This is a genomic window from Gemmatimonadaceae bacterium (genome assembly GCA_035533755.1).
Taxonomy (GTDB): Bacteria; Gemmatimonadota; Gemmatimonadetes; order Gemmatimonadales; family Gemmatimonadaceae; genus JAGWRI01.
Genome location: DATLTC010000010.1, coordinates 143,441 through 157,840, shown reverse-complemented (window position 1 = coordinate 157,840; position 14,400 = coordinate 143,441). Strand labels below are relative to the sequence as shown.

The following is a 14,400-nucleotide window of genomic DNA, read 5'->3' as shown; positions in this document are numbered from 1 at the left end:
CCGCACCCATTCGCGCCGCTTCATGCGCGCTCCACCGCGCGTGCCCCATCACGCCGCGTCATCTCGTTGCGCCCCCTCCGCCGGGAATCGCCTGGCGGGCCAGTTCGAGTTCACGGCGCGCCTGGGGGACGAGCGCGCTCTCGGGATACGTGAGAATCATGTGCTCCAGATGCGCCGTCGCGCCAGCCGAGTTGCCGGCGCGGCGGAGCTGCCGCGCCCATGCCAACTCGGCGCCCGGCGCCTCGGGCGATTCAGCATAGTCCTTGAGAATGCGCGTCCAGAGCGACACGGCGGCCGCCGTGTCGTGCCGCGCGTTGTGGATCTCGGCGCTGGTGGCGAGCAGCACCGAGGCCGCATCGGGATGGTGCGCCGCCGCCTGCTCGAACGCCTGCGCGGCGCCCGTCGAGTCGAGACGCGCCAGGGCGAGAAAGGCGTGGCCCACGTCGGCGGCCGTGTCCTCCGTCATGCGCGTGATGAGCCCCAGCGCCTGCGCCAGTTGGCTCGACACGTCGGTGGACGTGCGCAGCATGATGCGCGCGCCGGCGAGATTGCCTTGGTACAGCGCCAGCCAGCCCGCCGCGTCGCTGGAATCGGCGTCGGGACCGGCGCGATCGAGCGCCTGCCGCGCCTGGTCCAGGTTGCCGGCGCGCACCCAGCCAAAGGCGACGGCGCGCTCCAGCGACGCCGACTGCAGCGGCGACAGCAGATGCGCATACGCGCGGACGAGCGTCTCCGCCTGGGCCGGCTGGCCCGACGCAGCCAACGCCCGCACGCGCAGCGGGAGCACCGTAGCCGCCTCGCGCGCCGAATCGAGTCCGCCCGCCGGCGCCAGCGCCAGCGCAGTCCGCGCGTCGCCGGCGTTGAGCGCCGCGGTGGCCGCATCGAGCGCCAGCTGCGGCGTGGGGCGCCAGCGCAGCGCGGCGATCAGCGCGTCGCGGGCCAGCGCCCAATCCTCGTCCGACTCGGCGCGCTTGGCAAAGTCCGTCCACGCCGCCACGCTCTCGCTGTCGGGCGGCAGGTCGCGCAGCGCGGCCCAGCCGTCGGCGGGCGAGCCCCACCCGGTCTCGAGCGCGGCGAGGGCGCGGCGCGCCCCCACGTCCACCGGCAGCGCGAGGAAAACCGCGCGCACCGTCTGGCGCGCCGTCTCGGGTGCCGGCGCCAGCGAATACGCGGCCGCCTCGTCGAGGTCGGGCGACTCGAGCAGCGCGCCGCGCCACGCCCTGGCCGACGCCTCCCACTGCCCCATGGCGGCGCGCGACAGCGCCAACTGCAGCTGCAGGCCCGACGTGGTGCCCAGCATGCGGCCGGCCAACTGGATGATGGAGTCGGCGGCCGCGGGCCGCCCGCGCTGGATGAGCAGTTGCGAATATTCGCGATACGGCGACGCGGTTCCCGGCAGGGCGCGCGTCCACGCGTCGAAGGCGCGCCGCGCGTCGGCGTCGCGCGACAGCATGGTGTAGGCGCGCACCTGCACGCTGTGGAACACCGGCTCGCGCGGCGACTCGGCCACCAGCGAGTCGAGCGGCACGAGCAGCGAGTCGGTCCAGCCGAGTTGCGCGTACACGCGCTCCAACCCGAGGATGGCATTGGTGGCCACGGCCGTGCGCAGCAGCGGCCGATAGAGCGCCGCCGCCTGCCGGTAGTGGCCGGCCACTTCGAGATCCATGGCGCGATACACCCCGGTGGTGTCGGGCTGCTGCGCACGCGCCGCCGCCGGCGCGAGCAGCGCCAGCGCGACGACGAGCCTACGGACGCTGGCCGCCATTGATGCGCTGGAAGTATTCGAGGATCGCGCGGCGCTCGTCGGCCGAGAGACCGCGCAGTTCGTCCCAGGTAGGCACGCGGTATTTCACCGTGCTCTTGCCGTCGACATGGGCGTTCTGCGGCGCGAACAGCTTGGGGTTCACCGCGGCCTCGGCTTGCCGCTTGCCCGAGTCATCGCGTTCGTCCTTCTGGAGCGAGCGTCCGGCATCGAGCATGTGGCGCAGCAGTTGCTCCTGGCGAGCCACCGTGGCGGCGTCCACGCGTCCCCCCTCCAGCGCCTGCGCCACGGCCCGCGCCTCGCGCGACAGCTGCACCGTGCGGTCGCCGCCCGCGGCGTCGCTCAGATCGTCCAGTTGCTGCGCGAGCGCGCGCTCCTCGCGCGCCAGCAGGCGCGCCGTGGCCTGCGCGGCGGGACTCATCGCTCCGGCGCCCGGCATGGGGAGCAATCCCTGCGCCTGCGCGTTGATCGAGCCCTGCTTCTTGGCGGCTTCCTGCAGTTGCTGCAGCATCTCGGCAAATCCCGACGCCGAGCGGGCCATGTTGGCGCGCTGGCGGTCGCGGGCCAGCGCGGCCGCGGCCTGGTCGAGCGCGTCGGCGGCGTCGCCCATGGCCGACGGCGTCTGGGCGGCGTTGCGCGGATCGCCGCTCGCGCGGGTAGCCTGCGCCACCTTCTGCGCGGCGTCGCTCATGGCGCGCTGCGCGCCGCCCGACAGCAGGGTGGTCTTCTGGGCCTGCGCCTGGAGCTGCTGCTGCGTCTGATCCACGCCCTGCTGCACGGCGCTCTGGTCGCCGCGCAGTTGCGCCGGATCGGTTCTGGCCTGGCGCGCCTGCTGCTGCAGCTTGGACTCCTGGCGCGACATCTGCAGCAATTCCTGAATGGCGCGGTCGAGCTCCGACGTGAGCTCGTGCTTCCACTCGGCCACCTGCGCGTCGCGCGCTTGCTGCATGGCCTGCGCGGAGCGCTGCATCTCGGCCGCCGCCGACGCGGCGTCGGCGCGCTGGCGCATGGACTGCTCCGACGCCTTGGCGAAGGTGTGGGCCACGTCGCTGTTGCTGGCGCCGGCCTGGGCGTTCTGGTCGGCCAGCCGCTGCTGAAGCTGCTGGATGGCGTTGGCCAGGCGGTCGGAGCGATCGGCCAGCTCACGCGGCACATCGCGGGTGCCCTGTGGCGCGGCCGATGGCGTCGGCTGCCGGCTGCTGTCCGCCGACGGTCGCCCGCTATCCGCCGACTGCCGGCCGTGCGCTGCCGAATCGGCCATCGCCTGCTCCCGCTTGGCGATGTCGCTCGCTTCGTCGTGCAGGGTCTGCATGGAGCCCTCGAACGCCGCGCGCTGCAACATCTGCGCGCTCTTCTCGAGCTGCTCGCGCAGCCGCTTCTGCATCTCCGCCAGGTTGGCCAGCGACTGTTCGGCCTGATCGGCCGACAGCTTCTGGGCCGCGTTCTGCAACTGCTTCATGGCGGCGAGCAGATCGGGGCTGAGCGCCTGCTGGAGCATCTGCTGCGCGTCGCGGAGTTGGCGGGCCAGCGAGCTGTCCAGCGCGCCGGCCTGCTTGAGCTGCTGTTGCAGCTGGGCCGCGGCCTGCTGCAACTGCTTCACGCGGTCGGCCAGGTCCTGCTGCTCCCTGGCCAGCCCCTTGGCCTTCTCGGCGGCCTCGTAGCTCAGGGCATTGGGCTGCTGCCCGCCGGCCGCCGCATTGGCGTTGGGCGGACTCTCCACCGGACGGTTCATGCGTTCGCGCGCCATCTCGCTGGTGCGCTGCTGCAGGCTCTGCTCGGCGGTGGCGGCCCGCTGCACCGCGTGCACCGCGGAATCGGCCGCGTCGCGCGCCATCTCGCGGCGCTCCTCGAGGCTCGGCACCTTGAGCAGCAGCTCGCGGCTCTCGCCGCGCTGCGCCCAGGGGGAGTTGTCGATGGCCACGAGGCGCACGTGCAGCGCGTCGCCCGGATTCAGGTGGCGCGACGCCAGATCCACCACCGCGTTGCCGCCCCACGCCGGCCCGAGGTTGGCCGCCAGGCGCTGGGTGGTCTCGACGCGCGTGCCGCCCGGACCGGCGCTCCAGGTCTGTAGCTGCACCACCGACAGCCCGTGGTCGTCCGACGCCGCGCCCTGCAGCGTCACCTGATCCGTGGCCGCCACCAGCGTGTCGGAGCGCGGGGCGAGGATGTCCACCTGCGGCGCCGAATCGGGCACGATCGTCACGTCCACCGGGGCCGGCAGGTCCTGCACCGCAGCGTCGGCGCCGCGCGCGAACCACTGCCAACTGCCCGACGCCGACGGCGCGAACCGCCCCGTGAACGAACGATCGTCGGCGCGCAGCGCCACGGAGTCGCGCTCCCGCACCAGCCCCACCGCCGCGAGCGGCGTGGAGGCGCGGCCCGCGATCTCGAGGACCGTGCCGCGCGGGATCACCGCCGCCTCGCCTACCGGCAGCGTCTCGGCCGGCCGGTCGAGATACGAGGGATACACGGCGCGCATCGTGATCGCGCCCACGAACGGCCGGTCGGTGACGCGCACCACCGCGGTGTCGCTGTGCGCGCGGCCGTCGGTGACCACCAGACTCAGGTCGCCGCGCACCGGGCCCAGGGTGACCGCCGCCGTGCCCGTGGCAGGCGCGACGGCGAGCGTGCGGCGCGCCCATCCTTCGCCGGTCGCGCGATCCTGCAGCTCCACCGTGGTGCGGCCGGGCGCCGCGATCGTCACCCGGACGGTGTCGTTGCGCATGACCACCGCCGGCAGGCGCACGAACGCGAGCGGGGCGAGGAGCGTGCCGCGCCAGGCGCTCACCGGGCGCAGGATGGCCATCAGGCCGTCGCTGCGCAACGGCGCCACGATGCCCAACAGCAGGGCCGTGATCACGGCCACGGCCCCGATGCGCAGCGCCCTGGCGCGCGCGTGCCGGCGCAGCACCGGCGCCAGCGTGTCGCCGCTCGGGTGCAGCGACTCCATCATGGCGGCGGCGGCGCGACGGCCGAACGCGCCCGCCTCCGCCACTTCGAGGGCGCCGCGCAGCGCGCCGGCGCGGAGCGCCCGCTCGCGCTCGATGGCGGCCGCCACCTGGGCGCGCGACGTCCCCGCGCGCAGCCGACGCCGGGTGCGCCAGGCGACGAGCGTCGATCCGCCCACCAGCAGCACCCAGACCAGCAGCGGCACGGCGCGCGGCAGGGCGAGCCAGCGCGCGTGGCCCAGCAGCAGCGCGCCGCCGGCGACGAGCCCGCACACGACCGTCGCCCCCAGGGCCGCGCCCGCCGCCAGCTCCAGCCACCGTAGGCGCCGCCGCTCCCGCTCCACCAGCTCGACGATCGTCACGGCAGCGGCCGGCTGGTCACCGCGTACACGAACAGGTTCACGCCCATGCGCAGCGCCGCCTCGTGCAGCGCCGGCGGATCGTGATACACGTCGGGGTCCTCCCAGCCGTTGCCGAGGTCGCTGGAGAACGAGTAGTACACGGCAAGCCGGCCGTTGAGGAAGATGCCGAATCCGCGCGCCGGCAGCCCGTCGTGCACGTGGATCTTGGGCAGGCCTTTAGGAAAGTCGTATACGATGTGGTAGATGGGGTGCGACAGCGGCACGTCCACCAGCGGGATGTCGGGAAAGACGCGCTTGATCTCGCGGCGGAAGTAGGGATCGAGCCCGTAGTTGTCGTCCACGTGCAGGAAGCCGCCGCGCTCCAGATACTCGCGCAGCCGCACGATCTCGGCGTCGCTGAAATGGATGTTGCCGTGCCCCGTGACGTGGATGAACGGATAGTCGAACAGCTTGTCGTCCATCAGCGTCACGCGGGCTTCGGTGCGCGCCACGTGGAGCGAGGTGCGCTCCCGGATGGCGGCGAGCAGATTGGGCAGGCTCGACGGATTGGCGTACCAGTCGCCGCCGCCCTCGTACTGGAGGCGGGCGATGGTCAGGCGCGGAGCCTCCGCCGTGGCCCACACCGTGGCCGCCGGCGCGCGGCGCGCGCCGGTGAGCGGCAGGAGCACCGCGGCGGCGAGCGCCCCGCGCACCCAGCGTCTCACTCGGCGTCCCGGGCCACGCGATAGGCCAGGTTCCGCGCGGCGTCGAATTCGCGCGCCAACTCGGTGGCCGTGTCGCGCACGGAGTAGCCCTGCCCCCGCAGCTCGCGGGCGCGCTCGCGCAGTGCCGACTCATCGAGCACCGGCGCCGGGGCCCCGGCGATGACGATCACGACCTCCCCCTTGGGCGGCGTCTCCGCATAGTACGCCACCAACTCGGCCAGCGTTCCCCGCCGCACGTCCTCGTAGAGCTTGGTGAGCTCGCGCGCCACCGCCGCCGGGCGGTCGGCGCCGGCCCGCTCGGCCACGGCCGACAGCGTGTCCACCACGCGCCCGGGCGCTTCGTACAGCACCGTCGTGAACGGCGACTGCGCCACCGCCACCAGCCGCTGGGCTCGCTCCGCGCCGCCCCGCGGCAGGAAGCCGAAGAACGTGAACGGCTCGGCGGGCAGCCCCGCCGTGACGAGCGCCGCGAGCAACGCCGACGCGCCGGGCACCGGCACCACGGGAACGCCCGCCGCGATCGCCGCCTGCACCAGCCGCGCCCCGGGATCCGACAGCAGCGGCGTGCCGGCATCGCTCACCAACGCCACGCTCTCGCCGCCCAGCAGCCGCTCGACGATGCGCGGCGTGAGCTTGGCCTCGTTGTGTTCGTGGTACGCCACGAGCGGCGTGGTGAGGTCGTAGCGGTCGAGCAGGTGCCGCGAATGCCGCGTGTCCTCGGCGTACACCACGGACACCTGGCGGAGCGTCTCCACCCCCCGAAAAGAAAAATCCCCCATGTTGCCGATGGGGGTGCTGACCACGAAGAGACGGCCCGGCGCGGTGCCGTCTCCCCCGCCGCCGGCCTGCGTCACAGTACCTTCCAGGGGAGCCGTTCGTACAGGCCGGCCGATTGGAACATGTGCCGCCGCCCCCACGTGAGATCGTGCAGCACGGCCTCGGGGCTCGACGCCTCGAGGTCGGTGCCCGCGAACAGCACTTCCTTGAGCCAGGCGCCCACGGCGGCGGTGAGCTCCGGCGTGTCGGCGATGACATCGTCGGTGGGGCGCCCGTTGAAGCTGAACCCGCCCATCGGCGGATGCTGGGCCATGAGATTCTGCCGCGCCTGCTCGGCGATGGCCGGCGCGCCCTCGCGGCCGTCGGCCACGAGCCGCTCCACCAGCCCCGCCGTGAGCTCGCGGTACGCCTGCAGCAAGGCCGGCGGCGCCTGCGTGGGCAGCGGCTCGAGCCCCGACCAGCGGCGAACCTGCGTGCCCTCCGCCTTGCCTTCGCGCGCGAACAACTTGGCCACGCGATCGACCGTCGTGCCGTGATGCGTGGTGGACAGGAAGGCGCGCTGCACCGCCCCGTTATTGAACACGAGGTAGTTCACCGTGTCCTCGGCCACGATCTCCATCATGCCGTCGAACGCCACGGCGTTGAGATACGGGAACAGCTCGGCGGGATCGGTCACCTTCATGCCGGGCGACCAGGGTTCGTCGGGGCGCGACTGCGACGTGAACATGCACGCGAGCTGCTGCTCGTCGGCTTCGTGGAAGCAGATGTCGCCGTATTCGGGTTCCGAGGGAATGCGCTCGAGGGCCGTGGCGATGCCCACGGCGCGCGCCGTGCGGGCGTCCTTGATCGTGGCGTTCACCACCTCGCCGCGCAGGAGATAGAACACCACGAACTCCTCGGGGAGCCACACCGCGACGTAGGCCGACACGCGCGCCGAACGGTCGCGCTTGGCGTCGGTGAGGAGATTGCGGACGTGGATGTACGCGAGGCGCGTGCGGGGAAGCAGCACGCGCGCATACGGGAAACGCAGTCCGGCAACAGTGGGCGGCATCCAGCGGGGCGAGAAGGCCGAGAACAGAAACGCCTGGAAGACCGACATCGGTCTTCCAGGCGAAACATGACGCGACCATGCAGCGGTCGCAATACGGCGGCGCTACGCCGCGTGCTGCTTGAGCTTGGATTCGATGTTGGCCCGCGGCACCGCGCCCACGATCTGATCCACCACCTTCCCATCCTTGAAGAACAGGAGCAGGGGAATGGACCGCACATTGTAGCGCGTGGCGGTCTTGATGTTGGTATCCACGTCGAGCTTGGCCACCCGCACCTTGCCCGCGTACTCCGTGGCCAACTGATCCAGCACCGGCGCGATCATCCGACAGGGGCCACACCAGGTGGCCCAGAAATCCACAATCGTCAACCCATCGTGCTTCTCCACTTCCTGCTCGAAGGTCGCGTCCGTCACCAGCGTCGTGTTCGACATCCCGATCTCCCCGGCGCGGGCCTGACCGGCCCGCCGCGCATCATTATGTTATAGCGCCCACGCCTTGTTGGAGCGCTCCCCATGTCCGCATCACCGCCACGCGGCACCCGCATCGCCCACATCGGGATCGCCGTGCACGCGCTCGACGCGATCCTTCCAATCTATCGCGATATCCTCGGCATGCCCGAGGTGCCGTTGGACGACGCCGACGGCGCCCGGATTGCCGGCGTCGCGGCCGGCGATTCGCTGGTGGAACTGCTCCAGGCCGAGTCGGCGGATTCGCCGATCGGGAAGTTCCTGGCCAAGCGCGGTCCGGGGATCCACCACATCTGCTTTGCCGTGGACGACCTGGAGGGCACGCTGGCCCGCTGCCGCGCCGCCGGCCTCCGCCTGATCGATGAAGTGCCCCGCGTGGGGGCCGAAGGCAAACGCATCGCCTTCCTGCATCCCGCTTCCACGGGCGGCGTTCTGGTGGAATTGAGCGAGCACTGAGCCGGGCCCCGGGTCAGCCCTTGGCGCAGAAGTCGGTGAGCGGCTGGATGTCCACGGCCTCGACGTACCAGCGCCCGTTCTTGCCGCGGACCGCCGTGAACGTGGTGGCGTGCGTCCGCTCCTTGCGCGTCACGTCCACGCTGAGCGCCCGCGTGTTGTCCATGCTCGGCGCGTCGCCCAGGATCTTGTACGAGTCGTGCTTGAGGTAGCAGAGCATGATCAGCTCACGCTGCTGCAACACATCCTGCGACATCTGGTCGCGGGCCGGACCATCGGGGGTGCCCCAGATGGCGCCCATGGCCTGCAGGTCCTCGGCCTTCACGGCAGCCATGAACTGGTTCACCGCGGCGTCGGGATTCAGGGCCCCGGTGTCGTTGCTCGGCACCAGCGGCGCGGGATTGCCGCGCATCGTCCCACCCGAACTGCACCCGGCAACGAGCGCCAAGCCGATGATTAACTTCCTCACGCGTGTCTCCTGGGTCTTGTGGCGAACCTAACGAGCCAACCCCATGCGTTCAACTGACGAGGCCGGCCGCGGCCGGTCACCGCAGCGCCTGTACATCAACATCGACCACGTGGCCACGCTGCGACAGGCGCGGCGCGGGGTCGAGCCCGATCCGTTCGCCGCCGCCCTCCTCTGCGAGGACGCCGGCGCCGACGGCATCACGGCGCACCTGCGCGAGGACCGGCGCCACATCCAGGACGGCGACATCGAGCGCCTGCGCGCCGGCATCCGCACGGTACTCAATCTCGAGATGGCGTGCACCGACGAGATGCTCGCCATCGCCGAGCGGCTGCGTCCGCACCAGGCCACGCTGGTGCCCGAGAAGCGCGAAGAAATCACAACGGAAGGCGGGCTCGACGTGAGCCGCGACGCCGATCGGCTGCGCGCCGGCATCGCGCGGCTCAACGCCGCGGGCATCCGCACCAGCCTGTTCGTGGATCCCGACCCCGAGGCCATGCGCCGGTCGCGCCAGCTGGGCGCCGCGGCCGTGGAGCTGCACACGGGCACCTACGCCAACCACCCCGGCAATCCGGCGCCCCTGCGCGCGCTGATCGCGGCCGCCGAACTGGGCGCCTCGCTCGGGCTCGCCGTGCATGCCGGCCACGGACTCACCGTGGCCAATGTGGGCCCGGTGGCGGGGATCCCTGCGGTGGAGGAACTCAACATCGGGCATTCCATCGTGAGCCGCGCCGTGTTCGTGGGGCTCGCCCACGCCGTACGCGAGATGCGTCAGGTGATGGACTCGGCGGGTCGGTCGTCCTAACTTCGTGACGCGCCAATCCGTGGAGTGGACATGACGTCGCCGGCCGGGTTCATCGACTTCTTCGTGCTGGAAGCGGGAGAGTACATCGAGCAACTCGATGGGCTCCTGCTCCAGGCGCCGTCCGGCGCCCCCGACGGCGACACGATGCAGCGCACGGGCCGCGCCCTGCGCGGCGCGGCCACGATGGCCAAGCTGCCGGCGTTCGCGGAACTGGCGGCGGCGGTGGAAGGGATCGGCCGGGCCACGCGCGACGGCGTGATCGACTGGAACCCGGCGCTCCGCGGCGCGATGATCGCCGCCATCGACGACCTCAAGATCCTCGTGCGCGCGGCCCGCGCCTGGGGCGACCCCGAAGCGCAGCGCGCCGCGGCGCGGGCCCGCGAGCTGTCCGCCTTCGCTCCTGCCGCGCGCCGCGTGACCGCCGCGATGGCGGCGCCGGCCGCGCCGGCGTATCTCGTGGGCGAGGCCAACAACATCGCCGCCGGCCTGGAACTGCTGGCCACCCGCCCCGACAATCGCGGCAGCGCCGAGATCGTGCTGGGCCGCGTGCGCGCGCTGCGCGGCGTGGCCGGCATCAAGGACCTGCCGCCGCTGGCCGATGTGGCCGAGGCCGCGGAGAACGCCGCCCGCCCGCTGGAGCTGGGCGAGCCGCGGCTGTCGCTGGAGCGCGTGGAGCTGCTGCGCGCCGCCGCGGCCCTGCTCCGCCGCATCGCCCTCGCCCTCCGCGACGGCCGCCCCACCAGCGCGCCGTCAGAGGAGTACGAGCGGTTCGTCACCGCCTCCGACGCCCTGGACAACACGGGTGAGGGAGCGCAGCAGATCGTCCCCATCGCGTCGCTGTTCTTCGAGGACGGGGGCCCGCAGGTCGTCACCCGCGCCACCAATCCGCCCACCACGCCGCAGCACCGCTTCCGGCTCGAGGCCGTGAGCCAGGCCGAGCATCTGTCGGGGCTGGTGAGCGCCGCCCGGGCCACCCCCGACCCCGTGGCCCGCGACCGTGCGCGCCGCGATCTGCGCCGCGCCCTGCGGTCCATCCGGCAGTCGGCGGAGAGCTTCGGCGACCAGCGCGTGGTGGATCTCATCACCTCGCACGCCAACGTGGCCGACACCGTGGACGACGCGTCGCTGGCCATGCTGGAGCGGATCGTGCAGACCATCGCCTATCCCGACGCCCCGGTCTCGGCGTCGGCGCCCACGCCGATCGTGCAGGCGCCGGCCATCCCGCGGCCCGCGGCGCCCACGCCGGTGCCGGCGGCGGCCCGCATTCCCACGCCCATCGCGCCCGCGCGCGCGATTCCCACGCCGGCGATGGCGGTGCCCGCGCTCGACGCCGCCACGTCACTGGACGAGGGCATCGCCACGCTCGACGCCTTCGCCGCGCAGCCGTTCGCCGAGCCGGCGCCGGTGGCTGACACCGTGGTGCCGATCGACGCGCTGGTCTATCGCGGCCGGGCCGCCGTGGAGCGGGCGCTGCAGTTGCGCGACGAGATTCGCCAATCAGGTAGCGCGCCCACCCCAGCGGCGATCGACGAGCTGTTCGATCTGCTCGATCTCGCCCTCGCGGAGTAGCGTGTGAAGCTCAGATGGAAGAGTGCGCTCGGCATCGCGCTGAGCGCGGGCGGGCTGTGGTGGGCGCTGCACGGCGTGCCCTGGCACGATGTGATCGACCGGCTGCGGCACGCGAGCGTTCCGTTGATCATCCTCTGCTCGGTGGCGGCCACGGGGATCTTCCCGCTGCGCGCCATCCGCTGGCAGATCATTCTCGACCCCGTGGTGCCCGATCTGCCCATCGCCCCGCTCTGGCGGTCGGTGGCGATCGGAGCGATGGCCAACAACGTGCTCCCCGCGCGAGCCGGCGAGTTGGCGCGCGCCTACGCGCTCACGCGCGAGCGGCCCGAGGTGTCGTTCTCCACGTCGTTCGCGTCGCTGGCCGTGGACCGGCTGTTCGACGGCGCGGCGGTGCTGCTGCTGATGGGCGCCGCGATGCTCGATCCGCACTTTCCCGGCATCGCCGATCTGGGCGGCCGATCGGTGGCCAGCGCCGGGATCGGCGTGGTGGGGATCACCCTGGCGGGCTTCCTCGCCCTGTACGTGCTGGCCAGCTATCCGCAGCGCATGATCCGGATCTACGAGGCGTTCGCGCGCCGCGTGGCCCCGGCCATCGAAGAGCGCGGACGGCGAATCCTGACGTCGTTCGCCAGCGGCCTGAGCGTGCTGCGCAGCCCGCGCCGGTTCCTGCTCGTGCTCTGGTGGGCGTTGCTCCACTGGCTGCTCAACGCCTTCGCGTTCTGGCTGGCGTTCAAGGCGGTGCACGTGGATGTGCCGCTCTCGGCGGCGCTCTTCGTGCAGGGCGTGATCGTGGTGTTCGTGTCGATCCCCTCCACGCCGGGGTTCGCGGGCGTGTTCGAGGCGGGCGCCAAGATGGGACTCAACGTCTACGGCATCGGCGCCACGGCGGCGGCCACGTGGGCGCTGCTGTTCCACGTGGTGTCGTACATCCCGATCACGCTCATGGGGGCGTGGTATCTGACCCGGGCCGGCATCACCTACGGCGAGATCCAGGCGGCCGCCGGCCGGGACGCCGCGCCCAACGGAACGCCCTGATGCCGGCCGCCCGCGCCGCCGCCCAGGCCAAGGTCAACCTGAGGCTCCGGGTACTCACGCAGGAGTCGTCGGGCTACCACCAGATCGAGACCGTCTTCCAGCGACTCGACCTGGCCGACGAGGTGACGATCCGCGTGGGTGCCGCGGGCCGGTCCATCGACTGCACCGGGGACACGATACCGGCTGCCGGGCTGGGCGCCCCCGAGCAGAACCTGGCGTATCGCGCCGCCGCGGCCTATCAGGCCGCCGCCGGCTGGCCCGACGGGTTCGCGATCGAGATCGTGAAGCGCATTCCGGTGGGCGGCGGGCTGGGCGGCGGCAGCGCCGACGCCGGCGCCGTGCTCCGCATGCTCGACGCGATGGCGCCGCGTCCGATGGGCGTGCGCGTGCTGGAACTGGCCGCGCGGCTTGGCGCGGACGTGGCGTTCATGGCCACCGAAACGCCGCTGGCCTTTGCCTGGGGGCGCGGCGAACGGATGCTGGGACTCACGCCGCTGCCGCGCCGGCGGGTGCAGCTGGTGGTGCCGGAGTTCGCGATCGGCACGGCCGACGCCTACCGGTGGCTGTCGGCATCGCGGCCGGCCTACGAGCCCACGGGGGCGCTGCTGCCGGCCGCGGCGCTCCTGTCCTGGGACGAGGTGGAGGCGGTGGCCGAGAACGATTTCGAGGCGGCGGTGATCCAGCACCACCCGCGGATCGGCGCGTATCGCCAGGCGCTGGCTCGCGCGGGGGCCAAGGTGGCCATGCTGGCGGGATCCGGCTCCACCGTGTTCGGGGTGTTCGCCGACGGGGCGCGCGGGGTGCTGGCGGCCGACGTCCCCGACGCGCGCCTGATGGAGACGCGGACGTCGATTCACGTTGTACCCGTCCGCCTGATCGAGTAGGTTTGCAGGGCTGTGCTGCCCCCTCGTCCAACGGCAGGACATCGGACTTTGGATCCGAGAATGGTGGTTCGAATCCACCGGGGGCAATGTCCGCAGCACCGCCCTCCGAAAAGTTGATTAACCCTTGACATCCTGGTAACTTACCAGGCTCGACATGGACGGACTCTCGGTACCTAGCCACGGGTTCAAGCTGCTCTCCGGAACGGCCAACCGGGCCCTGGCGGAAGAAATCGCCCGCCACACCGGGGCCGACCTCTGCCGGGTCACGCTGACGCGCTTTGCCGACGGCGAGATCTTCGTCCGCATCGACGAGAACGTGCGCGGCAACGACGTGTTCATCATCCAACCGACGAACCCGCCGGCCGAGAATATTCTCGAACTGCTGTTGCTCATCGACGCGGCCAAGCGCGCCAGTGCGGCGCGGGTGACCGTGGTGATGCCGTACTACGGGTATTCGCGGCAGGACCGCAAGGACCAGCCGCGGGTGGCGATCGGGGCCAAGCTCCTGGCCAACATGATCATGGCCGCGGGCGCGCACCGGGTGCTGGGGATCGATTTTCACCAGCATCAGTTGCAGGGCTTCTTCGACATTCCGGTGGACCATCTGTACGCGATGCCGGTGTTCACCGCGCATTACCGAAAGAAGGCGCTGCGGGACATCGTGGTCGTGGCCCCCGACGTGGGGTCGGCCAAGATGGCGCGGGGGTTCGCCAAGCGACTGAACGCGTCGCTGGCGATCATCGACAAGCGGCGCCCGGCGGCGAATGTGGCCGAAGTGGTGAACGTGGTGGGTGAGGTCGAGGGCAAGGATTGCATCCTGGCCGACGACATGATCGATACGGCGGGCACGGTGTCGGAAGCGGCGCGGGCGCTGAAGGATCTGGGCGCCACGTCGGTGTACGTCTGCGCCACGCACGCCCTGCTCTCGGGTCCGGCCCGCGAGCGACTGATGAATGCGCCGATCGAGGAGGTCGCGGTGACCGACACGATCGCGCTGCCGGAGGATCGGCGATTCGACAAGCTGGCCATTCTGTCGGTGGGCGAGCTGCTGTCGAAGGCCATCCGGTTCACGCACGCCGAGCAGAGCGTGAGCAGTCTGTTCGACTAGGGGGTTGCTGG

At 72.0% G+C, this 14,400-nt stretch carries 13 protein-coding genes and 1 tRNA gene; 7 read left to right on the top strand and 7 right to left on the bottom strand.

Annotation, left to right across the window (positions count from 1 at the left end):
* Nucleotides 1-58: 58 nt before the first annotated feature.
* The 6 genes from VNE60_02825 to trxA are packed head-to-tail and all read right to left on the bottom strand — an operon-like array spanning nucleotide 59 to nucleotide 8,033.
* The gene (locus VNE60_02825; protein ID HVB30441.1) at nucleotides 59-1,765 is read right to left on the bottom strand and encodes a hypothetical protein; all 1,707 of its coding nucleotides are present in this window, start codon (nucleotides 1,763-1,765) and stop codon (nucleotides 59-61) included.
* Nucleotides 1,746-5,072, bottom strand: a complete 3,327-nt coding sequence (locus VNE60_02820; protein HVB30440.1) for a hypothetical protein — start codon at nucleotides 5,070-5,072, stop codon at nucleotides 1,746-1,748. Before VNE60_02820 ends, VNE60_02825 begins: the two co-directional genes overlap by 20 nt.
* The gene (locus VNE60_02815) at nucleotides 5,069-5,776 is read right to left on the bottom strand and encodes a DUF4159 domain-containing protein (GenBank protein ID HVB30439.1); all 708 of its coding nucleotides are present in this window, start codon (nucleotides 5,774-5,776) and stop codon (nucleotides 5,069-5,071) included. The genes VNE60_02820 and VNE60_02815 overlap by 4 nt, the downstream gene beginning before the upstream one ends.
* Nucleotides 5,773-6,630 (bottom strand): 16S rRNA (cytidine(1402)-2'-O)-methyltransferase, encoded by an 858-nt coding sequence (gene rsmI / locus VNE60_02810; protein ID HVB30438.1) that lies wholly within the window; start codon nucleotides 6,628-6,630, stop codon nucleotides 5,773-5,775. The genes VNE60_02815 and rsmI overlap by 4 nt, the downstream gene beginning before the upstream one ends.
* Nucleotides 6,627-7,652, bottom strand: coding sequence for a hypothetical protein (locus VNE60_02805; protein ID HVB30437.1), 1,026 nt, complete (start codon nucleotides 7,650-7,652; stop codon nucleotides 6,627-6,629). Before VNE60_02805 ends, rsmI begins: the two co-directional genes overlap by 4 nt.
* 54 nt (nucleotides 7,653-7,706) lie before the next feature.
* Complete coding sequence (gene trxA / locus VNE60_02800) at nucleotides 7,707-8,033, bottom strand: thioredoxin (GenBank protein ID HVB30436.1); 327 nt, start codon at nucleotides 8,031-8,033, stop codon at nucleotides 7,707-7,709.
* Between the two features lie 81 nt (nucleotides 8,034-8,114).
* Between trxA and mce the strand changes: the two genes are divergently transcribed.
* On the top strand, nucleotides 8,115-8,525 hold the full coding sequence (mce, locus tag VNE60_02795; protein ID HVB30435.1) for a methylmalonyl-CoA epimerase: 411 nt from the start codon (nucleotides 8,115-8,117) through the stop codon (nucleotides 8,523-8,525).
* A 13-nt stretch (nucleotides 8,526-8,538) separates the two neighbouring features.
* Here the strand turns inward: mce and VNE60_02790 are convergent, their stop codons facing one another.
* A complete protein-coding gene (locus tag VNE60_02790) occupies nucleotides 8,539-8,991 on the bottom strand; it encodes a hypothetical protein (protein HVB30434.1) in 453 nt (150 codons plus the stop codon).
* 43 nt (nucleotides 8,992-9,034) lie between these two features.
* Between VNE60_02790 and VNE60_02785 the strand changes: the two genes are divergently transcribed.
* The 6 genes from VNE60_02785 to VNE60_02760 all read left to right on the top strand — a co-directional run bounded on the left by VNE60_02785 (nucleotide 9,035) and on the right by VNE60_02760 (nucleotide 14,389).
* A complete protein-coding gene (locus VNE60_02785; GenBank protein ID HVB30433.1) occupies nucleotides 9,035-9,793 on the top strand; it encodes a pyridoxine 5'-phosphate synthase in 759 nt (252 codons plus the stop codon).
* A 30-nt stretch (nucleotides 9,794-9,823) separates the two neighbouring features.
* Nucleotides 9,824-11,362: a hypothetical protein gene (locus VNE60_02780; protein ID HVB30432.1), complete on the top strand. Its 1,539-nt coding sequence runs from the start codon at nucleotides 9,824-9,826 to the stop codon at nucleotides 11,360-11,362.
* Between the two features lie 3 nt (nucleotides 11,363-11,365).
* Nucleotides 11,366-12,397 (top strand): lysylphosphatidylglycerol synthase transmembrane domain-containing protein, encoded by a 1,032-nt coding sequence (locus VNE60_02775; GenBank protein ID HVB30431.1) that lies wholly within the window; start codon nucleotides 11,366-11,368, stop codon nucleotides 12,395-12,397.
* A complete protein-coding gene (ispE, locus tag VNE60_02770) occupies nucleotides 12,397-13,281 on the top strand; it encodes a 4-(cytidine 5'-diphospho)-2-C-methyl-D-erythritol kinase (protein HVB30430.1) in 885 nt (294 codons plus the stop codon). Before VNE60_02775 ends, ispE begins: the two co-directional genes overlap by 1 nt.
* Nucleotides 13,282-13,297: 16 nt before the next feature.
* Nucleotides 13,298-13,368: transfer RNA gene (locus VNE60_02765), tRNA-Gln, on the top strand.
* A 67-nt stretch (nucleotides 13,369-13,435) separates the two neighbouring features.
* Nucleotides 13,436-14,389 carry a ribose-phosphate pyrophosphokinase gene (locus tag VNE60_02760; GenBank protein HVB30429.1) on the top strand — a complete coding sequence of 318 codons (954 nt, stop codon included), beginning with the start codon at nucleotides 13,436-13,438 and terminating at the stop codon, nucleotides 14,387-14,389.
* The last annotated feature ends 11 nt before the right edge of the window (nucleotides 14,390-14,400 follow it).